At 73.7% G+C, this 16,115-nt stretch carries 15 protein-coding genes; 7 read left to right on the forward strand and 8 right to left on the reverse strand.

Annotation, left to right across the window (positions count from 1 at the left end; all coding sequences use genetic code 11):
* Positions 1–15 precede the first annotated feature (15 nt).
* The gene (locus ACZ68P_RS13745; RefSeq protein ID WP_471006364.1) at positions 16–1,047 is read right to left on the reverse strand and encodes a LacI family DNA-binding transcriptional regulator; all 1,032 of its coding nucleotides are present in this window, start codon (positions 1,045–1,047) and stop codon (positions 16–18) included.
* 148 nt (positions 1,048–1,195) lie between these two features.
* Here ACZ68P_RS13745 and ACZ68P_RS13750 point away from each other — a divergent pair, with 148 nt between their 5' ends.
* Positions 1,196–2,161: an ROK family protein gene (locus tag ACZ68P_RS13750; RefSeq protein WP_471005721.1), complete on the forward strand. Its 966-nt coding sequence runs from the start codon at positions 1,196–1,198 to the stop codon at positions 2,159–2,161.
* 30 nt (positions 2,162–2,191) lie between these two features.
* On the opposite strand, the gene ACZ68P_RS13755 is transcribed toward ACZ68P_RS13750, so the two are convergent.
* Positions 2,192–2,401 (reverse strand): hypothetical protein, encoded by a 210-nt coding sequence (locus tag ACZ68P_RS13755; RefSeq protein WP_471005722.1) that lies wholly within the window; start codon positions 2,399–2,401, stop codon positions 2,192–2,194.
* Positions 2,402–2,616: 215 nt separating this feature from the next.
* Between ACZ68P_RS13755 and ACZ68P_RS13760 the strand changes: the two genes are divergently transcribed.
* Positions 2,617–3,660: an NUDIX hydrolase gene (locus tag ACZ68P_RS13760; RefSeq protein ID WP_471006366.1), complete on the forward strand. Its 1,044-nt coding sequence runs from the start codon at positions 2,617–2,619 to the stop codon at positions 3,658–3,660.
* 288 nt (positions 3,661–3,948) lie between these two features.
* Here the strand turns inward: ACZ68P_RS13760 and ACZ68P_RS13765 are convergent, their stop codons facing one another.
* The gene (locus ACZ68P_RS13765) at positions 3,949–4,638 is read right to left on the reverse strand and encodes an MBL fold metallo-hydrolase (protein ID WP_471005723.1); all 690 of its coding nucleotides are present in this window, start codon (positions 4,636–4,638) and stop codon (positions 3,949–3,951) included.
* Between the two features lie 109 nt (positions 4,639–4,747).
* Positions 4,748–6,112, reverse strand: coding sequence for a M20/M25/M40 family metallo-hydrolase (locus tag ACZ68P_RS13770; RefSeq protein ID WP_471005725.1), 1,365 nt, complete (start codon positions 6,110–6,112; stop codon positions 4,748–4,750).
* A 493-nt stretch (positions 6,113–6,605) separates the two neighbouring features.
* On the opposite strand from ACZ68P_RS13770, the gene ACZ68P_RS13775 reads away from it, so the two are divergent.
* Entirely contained in the window at positions 6,606–7,958 is a 1,353-nt protein-coding gene (locus tag ACZ68P_RS13775) for a geranylgeranyl reductase family protein (RefSeq protein WP_471006368.1), read from the forward strand.
* Between the two features lie 248 nt (positions 7,959–8,206).
* Here ACZ68P_RS13775 and ACZ68P_RS13780 read toward each other — a convergent pair whose 3' ends face one another.
* Positions 8,207–8,659, reverse strand: a complete 453-nt coding sequence (locus ACZ68P_RS13780; protein WP_471005727.1) for a nitroreductase family deazaflavin-dependent oxidoreductase — start codon at positions 8,657–8,659, stop codon at positions 8,207–8,209.
* 162 nt (positions 8,660–8,821) lie between these two features.
* Here ACZ68P_RS13780 and ACZ68P_RS13785 point away from each other — a divergent pair, with 162 nt between their 5' ends.
* The 3 genes from ACZ68P_RS13785 to ACZ68P_RS13795 all read left to right on the forward strand — a co-directional run bounded on the left by ACZ68P_RS13785 (position 8,822) and on the right by ACZ68P_RS13795 (position 11,684).
* Positions 8,822–9,535 (forward strand): TetR/AcrR family transcriptional regulator, encoded by a 714-nt coding sequence (locus ACZ68P_RS13785; RefSeq protein ID WP_471005729.1) that lies wholly within the window; start codon positions 8,822–8,824, stop codon positions 9,533–9,535.
* A 215-nt stretch (positions 9,536–9,750) separates the two neighbouring features.
* A complete protein-coding gene (locus tag ACZ68P_RS13790) occupies positions 9,751–11,022 on the forward strand; it encodes a sensor histidine kinase (RefSeq protein WP_471005730.1) in 1,272 nt (423 codons plus the stop codon).
* On the forward strand, positions 11,019–11,684 hold the full coding sequence (locus ACZ68P_RS13795; protein WP_471005732.1) for a response regulator transcription factor: 666 nt from the start codon (positions 11,019–11,021) through the stop codon (positions 11,682–11,684). Before ACZ68P_RS13790 ends, ACZ68P_RS13795 begins: the two co-directional genes overlap by 4 nt.
* A 159-nt stretch (positions 11,685–11,843) precedes the next feature.
* Here the strand turns inward: ACZ68P_RS13795 and ACZ68P_RS13800 are convergent, their stop codons facing one another.
* Positions 11,844–13,379, reverse strand: coding sequence for an MFS transporter (locus ACZ68P_RS13800; protein ID WP_471005734.1), 1,536 nt, complete (start codon positions 13,377–13,379; stop codon positions 11,844–11,846).
* An 87-nt stretch (positions 13,380–13,466) separates the two neighbouring features.
* On the opposite strand from ACZ68P_RS13800, the gene ACZ68P_RS13805 reads away from it, so the two are divergent.
* Positions 13,467–13,892 carry a MarR family winged helix-turn-helix transcriptional regulator gene (locus ACZ68P_RS13805; RefSeq protein ID WP_471005735.1) on the forward strand — a complete coding sequence of 142 codons (426 nt, stop codon included), beginning with the start codon at positions 13,467–13,469 and terminating at the stop codon, positions 13,890–13,892.
* Here the strand turns inward: ACZ68P_RS13805 and ACZ68P_RS13810 are convergent.
* Positions 13,879–14,655, reverse strand: a complete 777-nt coding sequence (locus tag ACZ68P_RS13810) for a maleylpyruvate isomerase family mycothiol-dependent enzyme (RefSeq protein ID WP_471006371.1) — start codon at positions 14,653–14,655, stop codon at positions 13,879–13,881. The genes ACZ68P_RS13805 and ACZ68P_RS13810 overlap by 14 nt on opposite strands.
* Positions 14,656–14,836: 181 nt before the next feature.
* Entirely contained in the window at positions 14,837–16,075 is a 1,239-nt protein-coding gene (locus ACZ68P_RS13815; protein WP_471005736.1) for an MFS transporter, read from the reverse strand.
* Positions 16,076–16,115 lie beyond the last annotated feature (40 nt).

Consider the following 16,115-nt stretch of genomic DNA (forward strand, 5'->3'; position numbering starts at 1 on the left):
TGACACCGGTCTGGTCTAGGCCGGCGGCGCGAGCTCGCCCGAACCCCGGGGGATCAGCGTCGTCCCCAGGACCACCCGCGCCGGGGCTTCGTCGACGCCCTCCAGGCGGCGGAAGAGGCGCTCCGCCGCCGTGCGGCCCAGCGCCGCCGCGTCCTGGGCGATGACGGTGATGCCGAGCAGGTCGGCCAGTTCGATGTCGTCGAAGCCCACTAGGGCCACCGGGTGCTCGCGCCCGGCCAGCGCGCGGACGGCCGTGACCGTGACCCGGTTGTTGCCCGCGAAGAGCGCCGTGACCGGCTCCGGCCCCGACACCATCGCCGTGACCGCCTCCTGTACCCGCTCCGGGTCCGTGGGCCCCAGCGCGACCCAGGACGCGTCGATCTCCAGGCCCGCCTCCTCCATCGCCGCGCGGTAGCCGCGCAGCCGCTCGGTCGCGGTGTGGATGCGCGGCCGGTCACCGATGAAACCGATCCGGCGGTGGCCGTGGGCGATCAGATGCGCCACCCCGGCCCGCGACCCGCCGAAGCTGTCGGAGAGCACCGCGTCGGCGTCGATCCCTCCCGCCGGGCGGTCGACGAAGACGGTGGCGACACCGGCCTTCATCTCCGGCTCCAGATAGCGGTGGTCCGAGCCGGCCGGGATGATGATCAGCCCGTCGACCCGGCGGGCGCACAGCGCGAGGGCCAACTCCTGCTCGCGGTCCGGGTCCTCCGCGCTGGAACCGTTGATGAGCAGCGCCCCGTGGGCACGGGCGACCTCCTCCACCGCGCGGCTGAGCGGACCGTAGAAGGGGTCGGCCAGATCCTCCAGGACCAGACCGACGGAGGCGGTGCGCCCTTTGCGCAGCACGCGCGCGCTGTCGTTGCGGCGGAAGCCGAGGGAGTCGATGGCCTCCTGGACCCGCCGCTCGGTGTCCGGCGTCACCCCCGGTTCGCCGTTGACCACCCGGGAGACCGTCTTGAGCCCCACACCGGCTCGGGCCGCGACGTCCTTCATCGTGGGCCGGTTGCCGTAACGGTGCTCGGGATGGCGGGCGTTGTCGGCCACGGTGCGCAGATCCTCTGTCTCGTCGGACGGCTCGGCGGATGCCGTCGTGATGTTGTCGAGCATAGGCCCTGGACAACGTTGTCATAGGGAGGGAGACTGGAGGTCACACCGATCATCGTCCCGGCTGCCCTCCTGGAGACATCGCGCCATGTACACCGACCTCGTCGCCGGCCTCGTCGTCGCGCTGGACATCGGCGGCACCAAGATCGCCGGTGCGCTGGTGGACGGCGACGGCAGGATCCTCGTCCGCGCGCAGCGGCCCACGCCCGCACGGGAGGACGGTGAGACGGTGATGCGCGCGGTCGAGGAGGTGCTGGAGGAGCTGGCCGGTTCCCCTCTGTGGGCCTCGGCGCACGCGGTGGGCATCGGCAGCGCGGGCCCGGTGGACGCCTCCACCGGCACGGTCAGCCCCGTCAACGTCCCCGGCTGGCGTGGTTTCCCACTGGTCGAGCGGGTGGGGCGGGCGGCAGGAGGCCGGCCGGTCACGCTGGTGGGCGACGGCGTCGCCATGACGGCGGCCGAGCACTGGCGCGGCGCGGCTCGCGGCCACGACAATGCTCTGTGCCTGGTCGTCTCCACGGGCGTGGGCGGCGGCCTGGTGCTCGGCGGCCGGGTGCACCCGGGGCCCACCGGAAACGCCGGCCACATCGGTCACATCAGCGTCGATCTGGACGGCGACCCGTGCGCCTGTGGCGGGCGCGGCTGCGTCGAGCGGATCGCAAGCGGCCCGCACATCGCGCGCCGCGCGCTGCGGAACGGCTGGCGCCCGGGGCCCGACGGTGACACATCGGCCGCGGCGGTGGCCGCCGCGGCGAGGGCCGGGGAGCCGGTCGCCGTGGCCTCCTTCGAGCGTGCGGCGCAGGCGCTCGCCGCCGGAATCGCCGCCACCGCCACTCTCGTCGAGATCGACATCGCCGTCATCGGCGGGGGAGTGGCGGGTGCGGGCGAGGTCCTCTTCGCCCCGCTGCGCCGCAGCCTGCGGTCGTACGCCACCCTGTCGTTCGTACGCGACCTGGAGGTCGCCCCGGCGCTCACGGGCACGGACGCGGGCCTCCTCGGCGCGGCGGCGGCGGCCTCCCCGCACACCCGGAACGGCGCCCCGGCGGCGGGCTGACGGGGCAGCCCCGAGGGGCTGTCGGGAACGTCAGCGGCCCGCCGTGCGCGCCGCCGGCGGACGGGCGGCGCCCGAACGTGCCGTCCGCTGCTCGACGATGACCAAGAAGGCGTCCGACTCCAGGTCCATGATCACTTCGGCGGGGAGGCCCTCGTCCCGCCGCGCGCTGGCGAACTCCTCGGCCGGCCAGCTGCCCCGCGGACCTCCCGCGGGAAACTTCTCCAACACCGTACGGTTCATCTCCGCACCCCCTTGCCTTACCGGTCCAACGACGGCCTGCCCCGAAGTGTTACGCGCCGGCCCGCACGCGCGTTCGTTCTCCCGCGCGTCTCCTCTCCGCCTACCCCCGTCCGGCCCGTCCAGGCCCGCGCCGCGGCCGAATCCCCCGGTTGCCCGACGGGGTTTCCGTGGCAGGGTGTTGCGGGCAAGCCACTGGGGGCTACCGAAGAGGGGGAATCGTGATCGTCTGGATCAACGGTGCGTTCGGCGCGGGGAAGTCGAGTACCGCGCGCGAGCTGGTCGATCTGATCCCGAACAGCACGCTGTACGACCCCGAGCTCATCGGCGGCGCGATGAGCTGGCTGCTTCCGCAGAAACGACTCGCCGAGGTCAACGACTTCCAGGACCTGCCCATCTGGCGCCGGATGGTCGTGGACACCGCCGCCGCTCTGCTCGCCGAGGTCGGCGGTGTGCTCGTCGTCCCGATGACCCTGCTGCGGCAGGAGTACCGCGACGAGATATTCGGCGGCCTCGCCGCTCGCCGCATCGAGGTGAGGCATGTGCTGCTCGCTCCCGATGAAACGATCCTGCGGGAGCGCATCATCGCCCGGACGCCCGACGGATCCGACCCCGAGGCGCTCGAACGCGTCCGGCGGTGGTCCCTGGACCACATCGAGCCCTTCCGGGCCGCCCGGGCCGACTGGCTCGACGCCGACGCCCACACCGTCGACACCTCGGCGCTCTCCGCCGCCGAGGCGGCCGCCACCGTCGCCGAGGCCCTCGGCAGCGGCGCCGCCCTCTCGTGCGGCATCGTCCAGACGCCCGAGCCGACCGGCGAGACCCTGGCCGCCGGCGTGCTGCTCTTCGACGAGCAGGATCGTTTCCTGCTGGTCGACCCGACCTACAAGCCCGGCTGGGAGTTCCCCGGCGGCGTCGTCGAACAGGGAGAGCCGCCCGCCCGCGCCGGCATGCGGGAGGTGGCCGAGGAGATCGGCCTCGAACTGGAAGCGGTCCCCCGGCTGTTGCTCGTCGACTGGGAACGTCCCCAGCCTCCCGGCTACGGCGGCCTGCGGCTCCTCTTCGACGGCGGCCGGCTCCCCGCCGCCCGGGCCGACCGCCTCCTGCTGCCCGGGGCCGAACTGCGCGGCTGGCGCTTCGTCACCGAGGAGGAGGCGGCCGAGATGCTCCCGCCCGTCCGCTACCAGCGCCTGCGCTGGGCCCTGCGCGCCCGTGAACGGGGGACGGTTCTGAACCTCGAAGCAGGCGTGCCGGTCGGCTGAACGGCGGCCTGCGGGTCCCAGCCACCGCGGGGCGCCGCCCCTGGGGGATGTCCGTCGGTACCGGCGTCCGCCCGCAGACGCAAGCGGGCGTCGTCCGCAGGCCCCCGGGCCTCGGGAGTTCGTACGGCCCAGCGGGATGTCGCCCCACCGCCCGGCCGGGTCGTCGTCCGAGGGCTCGCCGCAGGGCAGCGGGACGTCGCCCCACCGCCCGGACAGGTCGTCGTCCGTCGGCCCCGGGCCGCCTGGGCGTCCCGGACACGACCCGCAACAGGCGGCGGTCTCCTCCCTCTACATCGTCCGGCCGAGGGCCGCCGACAGCCGTTCCGCCGCGTCCTCGGTCACCGGGTCGCCGTGGCCGCAGCAGATGACGGTGGGCTCGAGCTCCGCGAGGCGGCGCATCGACGCCATCGCCCGCTCGCGGTCCACATGGAAGACGCCGAAGGTCACGCCCTGGACGGAGGCCACCGTGTCCCCGGTGAACAGCACGCCGTGGCACGGCAGATGGACGGCGAGCGAGCCGTCGGTATGGCCCGGCGTGTGCACCACCACGGCCCCGTCCCCGAAGTCGAGCACGTCCCCGTCCTCCAGCTCCCGGTCCACCCGGGTGGGCGGCGCCTCGGGGACGGTGAGGCCGTGCTCGTACAGCGGGACCTCCCAGTCGAGCAGGTCGGGCTCGGGGACCGGGGCCTCGCCCCGGATCACGGGGGCGTCCAGCCGGTGCGCACAGATCTCCGCCCCGTACCGCTCCGCCAGTTCGCCGGCCGAGCCCACGTGGTCCCGGTGGCAGTGGGTGAGCACGATCCGGCGCAGCCGCGCGGGGTCGGAGCCCGCGTCCCGCAGCGCCGCCTCCATCTCGTCGGCCGACCCCACCCACCCGGCGTCGATCAGAGTCGACTCCTCGCCGTCCCGCCACAGATACGCCTGGCCGATGGAGAAACGCAGCATGTGCAGCCGCGGAGTGATCTCGATGAGGTCCATACGGCGAACGTACGCGTCCGCGCCCGTCCGCCGTACGCCTCTACGCTCTCGGCGAGCTTCGCCGAACGCGCAACCCCCTACCGCCACGCCGGCCGGGGGCCCGTACCTGTCAAACCTGCTTCGAGCGCGCGTAGTTGACGAGGAAGTGCGCCTCCGCCACCGAGAGCCGCTCCAGCTCCTGCGGGGACACCGACTCGTTCACGGCGTGGATCTGCGCCTCCGGCTCGCTCAGACCGATCAGCAGGATCTCCGCCTTCGGGTAGAGCGCGGCGAGGGTGCTGCACAGCGGGATCGAGCCGCCCATGCCCGAGGACTGCATCTCCTCGCCGGGGTAGGCGATCCGCATCGCCTCGGCCATCGAGGTGTACGCCGGGCTGGTCACGTCCGCGCTGAACGGCTGGCCCTGGCCGATCTGCTCGAAGCTCACCCGGGCGTTCCACGGCACCCGCTTCTTGATGTGCGCGAAGAGCAGCTGGGTCGCCTCCGCGGCGTCCTGCCCCGGCGGCACCCGCAGGCTGATCTGCGCGCGCGCGGTCGACGGGATCGACGGCGTCGCGCCCGCCACCGGGTGGCAGTCGATGCCGATGACGGTGACGGCCGGACGCGCCCAGATCCGGTCGGCGACCGTGCCGTGGCCCGGCAGGCCCACACCGTCCAGGACCCTGGCGTCCTTGCGGAAGTCCTCCTCCGGGTACTGCAGGCCCTCCCACTCCGCGTCGGCCGGCAGACCGTCGATGACGGTGGAGCCGTCCTCCGCGCGCAGGGTGTCCAGGACGCGGATCAGCGCGGCCAGCGCGTCGGGCGCCGCCCCGCCGAACTGACCGGAGTGCAGGTTCCCTTCGAGGGTGTCGATCCGGACCCGGATCATCGTCATACCGCGCAGGGTCGCGGTCACCGTCGGCAGTCCGACCCGGAAGTTGCCGGTGTCGCCGATCACGATCGCGTCGGCGGACAGCAGGTCGGGGTGCGCCTCGGCGTAACGCTCCAGACCGCCCGTGCCCTGCTCCTCCGACCCCTCCACGATCATCTTGACGGTGACGGGGACCCCGCCGTTCGCCTTCAGCGCGCGCAGCGCCAGCAGATGCATGATGAAGCCGCCCTTGCAGTCGGCCGCGCCACGCCCGTACCAGCGGCCGTTCCGCTCCGTCAGCTCGAACGGCGGGGTCAGCCACGCCGACTCGTCCAGCTTCGGCTGCACGTCGTAGTGCGCGTAGAGGAGGACGGTCGGGGCGCCGGCCGGGCCGGGCAGCACGCCGTACACCGACTGCGAACCGTCGGGCGTGTCGAGCAGCGCCACCTCGCGGAAGTCCTCGGCGCGCAGCGCGTCGGCCACCCATGCGGCGGCGGCCTCGCACTCGCTGCGGGGCGCCACGGCCTCGTCCGCCACCGACTCGAAGGCCACCAGCTCCGCGAGCTCCGTCTTGGCACGGGGCATGAGGCCGGCGACGGTCTCGGCGATCGGATTCGCGGTCATGGGCACGCTCCTGGTGGGTGCGACGTTATGAGTGGCGTTGCCGTATGTCGGTGGTACGGCGAACGTACGGTCGATCCTACGGCGCGGGCCGTCGAGGACCGCGCCGTAGGATGCCGTACAGGGCAGGGACCACCGGTCGGATCAGGAGCAGAAGCACATCGTGAGCAGCGAGAACGCAGACGCCGAAGCGGCGGAGTCGGAAGCGGCCTTCGCCGCCCGGGAGACGGGGACCGGGTCCGAGGCCCCCGAGGCGTCGGCCGGGTCCGAGACCCCGGGGACGCCGGCCGGGTCCGACGTGCCGGAGACGCGGGCCGGGGCCCGTCCCGAGGCTCGATCCCAGGACCGTCCCCACGCTGACGGGGCGACCGAGGCGACCGGCCCGGAGGCCGCGGACGGTGGTGAGTCCGTACCCGGGACCGGTGGTGAGTCGGTACGTGCGAGCGGTGGTGCGTCCGTGCCCGAGACCGGCCTTGAGTCCGAGGCCGGGGACGGCGTGGAGTCCGCGGCCGGGGCGGAGACGGTGTTCCCCGAGGGCGCGCCGAGGGTCTGGGACGTGGTCGTCGTCGGGGCGGGTCCCGCCGGCGCTTCCGCCGCCTACGCCGCGGCGGTCGCCGGACGCCGGGTGCTGCTCCTGGAGAAGGCGGAACTGCCCCGCTACAAGACCTGTGGCGGCGGGATCATCGGCCCGTCGCGCGACGCGCTCCCGCCGGGCTTCGAACTGCCGCTCCAGGACCGGGTGCACGCCGTCACCTTCTCCCACAACGGCCGCTTCGCCCGCACCCGGCGCTCACGTCGGATGCTCTTCGGGCTCATCAACCGCCCCGAGTTCGACGCCGGTCTCGTCGAGCAGGCGCAGAAGGCGGGCGCCGAGCTGCGGACCGGGGTCACCGTCTCGCGCGTCGAGCAGCACGGGCCCGCCGTCCCGGACCGGCGGACCGTCGCCGTGGTCCTCGCCGACGGGGAGACGGTCCTCGCGCGGGCGGTCGTCGGCGCGGACGGCAGCGCCGGCCGGATAGGAGCCCACGTCGGGGTCAAGCTGGACCAGGTGGACCTCGGCCTGGAGGCGGAGATCCCCGTGCCGCCGCCGGTGGCCGAGGACTGGAAGGGGCGGGTCCTCATCGACTGGGGGCCGATGCCCGGCAGTTACGGCTGGGTGTTCCCCAAGGGCGACACGCTCACCGTCGGCGTCATCTCGGCCCGCGGCGAGGGCGCCGCGACCAAGCGGTATCTGGAGGATTTCGTCGCCCGCCTCGGACTCGCGGGCTTCGAGCCGGCGATCTCGTCCGGTCATCTCACGCGCTGCCGCAGCGACGACTCGCCGCTCTCGCGCGGCCGCGTCCTGGTGTGCGGTGACGCGGCGGGCCTGTTGGAGCCCTGGACCCGCGAGGGCATCTCGTTCGCGTTGCGCTCGGGCCGGCTCGCGGGGGAGTGGGCGGTCCGGATCGCGGAGGCGCACGACGCCGTCGACGCGCGCCGCCAGGCCCTGAACTACGCCTTCGCCATCAAGGCCGGTCTCGGGGTGGAGATGGCGGTCGGGCGGCGGATGCTCGCGCTGTTCGAGCGCAGGCCCGGTCTGCTGCACGCGGCGATCACCGGCCTGCGGCCGGCCTGGAACGCCTTCACGGACATCACGCGCGGCTCGACCACGCTCGCCGGGCTCGTCCGCTCGAACGGGCTGGCCCGCCGGGGGCTGGACCTCCTGGACCGCCGGATGGCGGCGACGGGTGGTACGGCCGCGAGCCGGGGCGCCGCACCGCGCTCCGCCGACGGCCCGGACACGGAGTCCGTCGACGACCCGGTACGCGAGGAGGGCGCGGCAGCTCCGGCCGCCCCCGAGACGCCCTGAGCGAACGATTCGGCAGAGGCAGAGGCAGAGGCAGAGGCAGAGGCAGGAGCGCAGGCAGGGGAGGGCAGCGGTAGGGAGGGTGGCGGGAACGGCGGGGACGGATACCGCTGCCGCCGTCCGGCCCCCCTCCGTACGTTCCGCTGCTCCCGTACGTCCCCTTCGACGTGTCGACCTCGTCCGTCGTACGCCCCCCAGCCCCGACGCGCCCCTGCCGGCGGTCGGGGCTGTCGGGTCTCCGGGCCGTCGGCTCACTCGGCCGTCGTGACGCGGAAGACGGGGTGGTCGGGGGCGGCCGCGAGGATCTCCGCGTCGGAGGACGCGGCCGTCACCCCCTGGAAGTACTGGTTGACCTCCCAGCCCCAGCGCTCCAGGTAGGTGCGCAGGATCGGCAGCTTCTCGTGGTCGGCGATCTCGGTCGCCGTGAAGGCGCGGATCCTGCGCCCGACGCGCAACTCCCCGCCGCCCGCCGCGCGCATGTTGCGGACCCACTGGGAGTGGCCGCGCGCCGAGACCAGGTACCGCTCACCCTCGAAGGTGTGCGGGTTGACGGGAATGCGCTGCATGCGGCCGCTCTTGCGGCCCCGCACGGAGAGTTCGGCGGAGCCGAGGAGGCTGATGCCGTGGCGGGCCAGCCAGCCGACGATGCCGTTGAAACGGATGGCGAGCGGGCTGCCCTGGCGGTAGTACGGCGTCGACGGCATCGTGAGGCTCCTTCGGCACGGCGGGGACCTTCGGGGAAGCGGTGCTCCATTTCGTGAGCACTGCTCTCGATCTGAGGACAGTGTGCACGGAGCGGTGCACCAAAGCAAGAGCATCGCTCTCTTTTCAGTGCGTCGCTCTCGGGAAAGTGGCAGACTGCTGCCATGACCAGTGTTCAGGGGGCCCGTGCCCGCGCCCGCATCGAGATCACCGCCGCCATCAAGGACGAGGCGCGCACCCAGCTCGCCGCCGAAGGGGCCGCCAAACTCTCCCTCCGTGCCGTGGCCCGCGAGCTCGGCATGGTCTCCTCGGCGCTCTACCGCTACTTCCCCAGTCGAGACGACCTCCTCACGGCGCTGATCGTCGACGCGTACGACGCGGTCGGCGCCGCGGCCGAGCGCGCCCACGGGGCCGCGGACCCGGACGACCCGCTCGGCCGCTGGACCGCCGTCTGCCGGGCCGTCCGCGACTGGGCCGTCGCCCACCCGCACGAGTACGCCCTCATCTACGGCTCCCCGGTCCCGGGCTACACCGCCCCCCAGGACACGGTCGGCCCCGCCTCCCGGGTCGGGCTCGTCCTGATCGCCATCGCCCGCGACGCCCTCGCCAAGGACGGCATCGCCCTCCCGCCGCTCACTCCCGAGCTGCGCCCCGAGGCCGAACGCCTCGCCGCCGACGTCGCCCCGGACCTGCCGCCCGCGCTCGCCGTCACCCTGGTCGCGGCATGGTCCCAGCTGTTCGGTCTGGTGTCCTTCGAGGTGTTCGGCCAGTTCCACAGGATCGTCGAGGACCGCGACACCTTCTTCACGTCGGCCGCGACCCGCCTCGGCCATGAGGTCGGCCTGCTGCCCCGGACGAAGCGCCCGACCCGGACCTAGCCCCGGACCCGGACCTAGCCCCGGACGCGGACCTAGCCCCGGGCTTGGACCCCGACCGGACGTGCCAGACGACCCCGCCCCCCTCGCCGCAGCCGCCCGGCAGCGCACACGGCAACCGCGCACGCCGGGTGCGAACGGCGTACTCCCGCGGGAGTACGCGTGATCACCACGCCCGGCGGACGCCCGGGCGGCCCGGGCGCGTCTAGCGTGGCGCCATGGACGCACACGGGACACCCGGTCACGGCGATTCGCCCCGGGGACGAGACGCCCGGGGCGTTCCGGCCAGGGCGCGCGAGGCGTGGGGTGGTCCGGCCGCCCCGCGCCGGGCGGGCGGCGAGCCCGGGAGCGGATTGCCCTGGCGGTCCACGCTGCTCCTCGCCGTCTTCGTGACGGTGGGTTCCGGTTTCGCGTCGCGAGGCCAGCCGGACCGGGAGTCGCTGGACGTCCTCGGGCGCGCGCTGCTGCTGGCGGGATCCGCCCTGCTCCTGCTGCGCCACCGCCACCCCGCCCCGGTCGTCTTCGGCGTGGCGGCGGCCACCCTCGCCTACTTCGCCGCCGGCTACGCCTACGGCCCCGTCTTCCTCACCGTCGCCGTCGGCTGCTACGCCGCCATCGTGCACGGGCACCGGTACGCGGCCTGGGGTGCGCTGGCGGCGCTGTGGCTCGGGAACCTGCTGATCGGCCACTGGCTGTACCCCTACCTTCCGCCGGACGGCGACACGGCGGCTGCCTGGGGGCGGGAGATCCCCGTCGCCGCCTTCGTCGTCGCGATCCTCGCCGCCTCGGAACTGGTCAGGGTCCGGCGCGAGCAGTGGGCACAGCAGCGCGCCGAGCGCGCCGCGGCCGAGAAGCGCCGGGCCGACGAGGAACGCCTGCGGATCGCCCGTGAACTGCACGACGTCCTCGCCCACTCGATCTCCGTGATCAACGTGCAGGCGGGGGTCGGCCTCGCCCTCCTCGACAGCGATCCCGAGCAGGCCCGCACGGCGCTCACCACCATCAAGGCGGCGAGCAAGGAGGCGCTGGGTGAGGTACGCCAGGTGCTCGCCACCCTGAGAGCGCCGGGGGAGGCGCCGCGCGCTCCGGCGCCGGGGCTCGACCGCCTTCCGGAGCTCGTCGAGCAAGCCCGGTCCGCCGGTCTCACGGTGGAGACCCGGTCCGAGGGAGAGCCCGTGCCGCTCCCGCCGGGCACCGACCTCGCGGCCTTCCGGATCGTGCAGGAGGCGTTGACCAACGTGGTCAGGCACTCCGGTTCGCGTACCGCCCGCGTCGTGCTCGCCTACTCCCCCGGCCGCCTGGAGCTCCGGATCGACGACGAGGGGCCCGCCACCGGCGCCACCGCCGGCGCAGGCGGCAGCGGCCACGGACTCGCCGGCATGCGGGAGCGGGCCGCGGCGCTCGGTGGGACCATCGAGGCGGGTGCCCGGCCGGACGGCGGCTTCCGGGTGCGCGCGGTCCTTCCGTTCCGTCCGAAGGAGACCCCGTGATCCGCGTCCTGCTCGCCGACGACCAGTCCCTGGTACGGGCCGGCTTCCGTGCGCTCCTGGACGCCCAGCCGGACATCGAGGTCGTCGGCGAGGCGGCGGACGGCGAGGAGGCCGTGGCGCGGGTCGGCGAACTGCGCCCGGACGTCGTCCTCATGGACATCCGGATGCCGCGCAGGGACGGCCTGGCCGCCACCCGCGCGATCACCGAGGACCCGGTGCTCGACGCCGTCCGGGTGGTCATGCTGACCACGTTCGAGCTGGACGAGTACGTGTTCGAGGCCATCCGCTCCGGCGCCTCGGGCTTCCTCGTCAAGGACACCGAACCGGAGGAGCTGCTGCGGGCCGTGCGCGCGGTCGTGGACGGGGACGCGCTGCTCTCCCCGGGCGTGACGCGCCGCCTGATCGAGGAGTTCGCCGCTCGCTCCAAGGCCCCGGCGGACGCGCGCGGGCTGGGTGAACTCACCGAACGCGAACGGGAGGTGATGGCCCTGGTCGGCATCGGCCTCTCGAACGACGAGATCGCCGCCCGGCTGGTCGTCAGCCCGCTGACCGCCAAGACCCATGTGAGCCGGGCGATGGTGAAGCTGGGGGCGCGGGACCGGGCCCAACTCGTCGTGCTCGCCTACGAGTCGGGCCTGGTGCGCCCGGGCTGGCTGGGCTGACCTCGTACGAGTACGAGTACGAGCACTCGCACGGCTACGAGCACGGGCCGAGGTCCGGGCGCCAGGCCGCGCCGGTCGGGGCCGGTTCGTCTCCAGGCCCGTACCCGTGGCCGTACCCCACTCGTGCTCGTGTCCGCACCCGTACGCGTGTCCCGCCGGTCAGTCCCGGGTCGCGACCGGCTCCGCGAGCGGCTCCTCGACCGGCTCGTCGACCGGCTTTCCGGTCGGGGCGGACTTCTCCGTGGCGGACGTCGCCACCACGAGGGTCGCCCGCTCCCGACGGGTCCGCAGGCCCGGCAGGGTGATCAGCAGACCCGCCAGGGCTATCACGGTGACCACGGCCAGGCCCGGGCGGAAGCCGTCCAGGACGGCCTGGGGGGACGCGCCCTCCCCGTCCGCGCCGCCGTTCGCCGTGATGACAGCGGTGACGACCGCCAGGAAGAGGGCGCCTCCGACCTGGATCGAGGTGTTGAGGAGTCCGGAGACCATCCCCTGCTCGCGGTCGTCCACGCCGTTGGTCGCCTGGATGTTGAGCGAGGGGAAGACCAGGGCGCAGGCCGCGCCGAGCAGCAGCATCGACGGGAGGATCACAGCCGCGTACTGCGGAGTGAGCGAGATCCGCAGGAAGAGGGCGTAGGCGACCACGAGGAGCGTGAAACCGGTCGCGATGACCCGTGGGGTGCCGAACCGGTCCACGACCGCGCCGATCTTCGTGGACGACAGGGCCACCAGCACACCGGCCGGCAGGAAGGCCAGCGCCGTCTGGAGCGCCGACCAGCCGAGGAGCGACTGCATGTACTGGGTGACGATGAACTGGAAGGCCACGTACGAACCGAAGAACGCGGCCGCGCCGAGCTGGGCCCGGACCTGCGATCCCGAGCGCAGCACCCCGAGCCGTACGAGAGGGGCGGCGCTGCGCTTCTCGATGGCGACGAAGGCGGCCAGGAGGGCGGCGGCGACGAGGAACGACAGCAGCGTGCGGGCGGAGGTCCAGCCGGATTCCGGCGCCTGGACGACGGTGAAGACGAGGAGCAGCATCGCGGCCGTGCCGGTGACGGCGCCCGGCAGGTCGTAGCCGCCCCGGTCGGTGTCGCGGGGGCTGTGCGGGATCAGGCGGAGCGCGAAGACGAGCGCGATCAGGGCGACCGGAGCGGGCAGCAGCATGGTCCAGCGCCAGCTCAGCTCGGTGAGCAGACCCGAGAGGACCAGGCCCATGGAGAAGCCCGTCGCGGCGCAGGTGGTGTAGATGGACAGGGCCCGGTTGCGCTGCGGGCCCTCCTTGAACGTCGTGGTGATGATCGAGAGCCCGGCGGGTGCGGTGAACGCGGCGCTGAGGCCCTTGATGAAGCGGCTGGCGATCAGCAGCGGGCCGGAGTCGACGAGCCCGCCGAGCAGGGAGGCGAGCGCGAAGACGGCGAGGGCGATCAGGAAGACGCGGCGGCGGCCGAGGAGATCGGCCGCGCGGCCGCCGAGGAGCAGCAGGCCGCCGTAGCCGAGGATGTAGCCGCTCACGATCCACTGGAGCGTGGCGGTGGAGAGACCGAGGTCGGTGGCGATCGAGGGCAGGGCGACGCCGACCATGGAGACGTCGAGCGCGTCGAGGAACATGGCGGCGCAGAGCACGAGGAGGGTTCCCCAGAGCCGGGGGCTCCAGCGTTCCTGCGAGCGGGGAGCGGAGGCGAGCGGAGTGGTCATGCGCAGCACGGTACATGCACATGCATTGAGTGCAAGCGCATTTAATTCATGTGCAACAAAGGGAGGTCCCTCTGGTAGCGTGCGGTCATGGCAGCGTCTGCGAAGAACTCCGAACGCGCGCTCGTACAGGAGTGGCGGGACGTCCTCGCGCTGCACGCCCGTACGACGTGCGAGCTCGACCGGGCCCTGCATCCGCACGGGCTCGGCGCGAGCGACTTCGAGGTCCTCGACGTCCTGGCCGAGGGGACTCCCGCCGACGGCGGCAAGGCCTACCGCGTCCAGGAACTGGCCGGCCGGGTCCATCTCAGCCAGAGCGCGCTGTCCCGGCTGATCGCCCGCCTGGAGCGGGACGGCCTGGTCGCCCGGGGGATGTGCGCGGAGGACCGGCGGGGCGTACGGGTGGAGCTGACCCCGGCGGGCCGTGCGCGGCACGCGGAGGTCCTGCCGCTCCAGCGCGCGGTGCTGACGCGGATGCTGACCGAGGCGGACCCGGGCGCGCCTACGACCAGGTGATGGCGGAGTTCTCCCGCCATAGCCGGGCGAGCGACGCGTCGCCGGTCACGGACACGGCCGTGTGCGGGAGCCGGTTCCAGAGCGTCAGATAGAGCCGGTCGGCGGGCCCGCTCAGCTCGCAGTCCGCCGTCCCTCCCACTTCTTCCCCGGCGCCCGCCGTGGACGCGCCGGCGTGCTCGGTCCGCGGGGGTTCCGGCGACAGGTGCACCGTCCATGCGTCTCCGGTGTCCGTCGCCCGTACGCGGAGGGTGCGCGGCTCCTCGGTACGGACCCGGCTGCGGTCACGCGCGTGGAAGCCGCGCAGCAGCTCGTCGATCCCGTCCAGGGCGACCGCCGTCTCCACCGGTCCCGGCCGACCGCCGGGCAGGGCGGACTCCGCGTCCGCGCGGTGGACCGTCGTCTCGTGTGTCTGCCGCCGGGCCCAGAAGGCGCGAGGCGAGGGGGCGGGCAGGAAGCTCCAGCACTCCAGGGAGTCCGGGGCCTCGTGCAGGGCGGCGACGAGCCGGGCGTGCCCCTGGCGGTAGTGGGCGAGCAGCGCGTCGCCGTCGAGATCGGGCTCGCCGCCGTCGGGGTGGTAGGAGGTGTGTCCCTCCATCAGGAAGGCGGTCGCCCAGCGGTGCACCATCGTCGTGTGCCGCAGGAGGTCGCGCACCCGCCAGCCCGGACAGGTCGCGACCTCGGCGTCCATGCCCGCGGCGGAGGCGGTCTCGGCCAGGGAGCGGCCGGCCGCGTCCAGGGCGTCGATGTGCTCGGCGGCCTTCATGCTCTCCATGTGTCGGAATACTGCCAGCCGCCGTGCCGGGCGGGCGAGTTGTTTCCCGCCCTTGATCGAGGTCTCTGATCGGGGCGCCTGATCAGGGCGCCCCATCGAGGTACCTGATCGGTGGCCCGGGTCGATGCCCGGCCGGACGCCGAGGCCGCTCGTCGTGCGTCCGGCGAGGGCCTCAACCCGTCTCGGGCCCGCGTGCGTTGCGTGCCAGGTAACCGATCAGCGCGGCGCCGGCCGCGAGGGCGGCGACGGTGGTCAGGGCGACCGGGAGCGAGAACCAGTCGGCGAGGAAGCCGATGGACGGCGGGCCGAGGAGCATGCCGCCGTAGCCGAGGGTGGAGGCGGTGGCCACACCGCTCGCTCCGGCCAGCGCTCCCGCGCGGGCCACGGCGACCGGGAAGATGTTGGCCAGGCCGAGACCGGTCACCGCGAAGCCCAGCAGGGCGGCCCAGGCGGTGGGTGCCAGGGCGCCCAGCAGCATGCCGGCGGCGGCCGTCGTGCCGCCCGCGACGAGGGTCCGGGTCTGCCCGAGGCGTTCGAGGAGCGCGGTGCCCGAGAGCCGGCCGACCGTCATGGTGAGGGCGAAGAGGGAGTAGCCGGCGGCGGCGACGCCGGGGTGGGCGTGCAGGTCCTGCTCCAGGTGCAGCGCGCCCCAGTCGGCCAGGGCGCCCTCGCCGTAAGCGGTGCAGAGGGCGATCACGCCGAAGACGATGACCATTCCGCGCGAACCGGCCTTGCCGCGCCCGTCGGCCCCGGCGCCCCCGCGCTCCGCGGCGGACGTCGCTTCCGGCAGCGCCGGGGAGGGCAGGCGGAGCAGGACGGGACCGGCGAGGGCCGTCAGGCACAGACCGACGACCGTCAGGCCGAACAGGTGCGTCGCGGGGGAGAGGCTGCCGGTGACGAGTCCGCCGAGACCCGCGCCGAGCATGCCACCGAGGCTGAACGTGGCGTGGAAGCTGGGCATCACGGGACGGCGCAGTGCGGCGACGAGATCGACGGCCGCGCTGTTCATCGCGACGTTGATCCCGCCGTACGCCGCACCGAAGAGCAGCAGGACGAGCCCCAGGGCGAGCGGCGAGCCGGTCAGCGCGGGCAGCGCGATGGAGAGGGAGAGCAGCACGGCCGTCACGACCGTGACGGCGTGGCTGCCGTAGCGGCGGCACAGCCGTCCCGTCAGCGTCATGGTCACCACGGCGCCGGCGGAGACGCCGAGCAGCGCGAGTCCGAGGTCGCTGGCGGTGGAGCCGGTCTGCTGCTTGATGGCCGGGATCCGGACCACCCAGCCGGCGAAGAGGAATCCGTCGAGGGCGAAGAAGAGGGTCAGGGCGGAGCGGAGGCGGGACAGGGAGTGCGTGGCGGTGTCTCCGCCGAGGCCCCCTGGAACGGCCGTCCGTACTTTGTTTAGTAGCGGCACAAACTCAGGATAGGGGTCCGGCCGGGTACTTTTCAACCGA

The sequence above is a fragment of the Streptomyces sp. NPDC036822 genome (genome assembly GCF_055609145.1).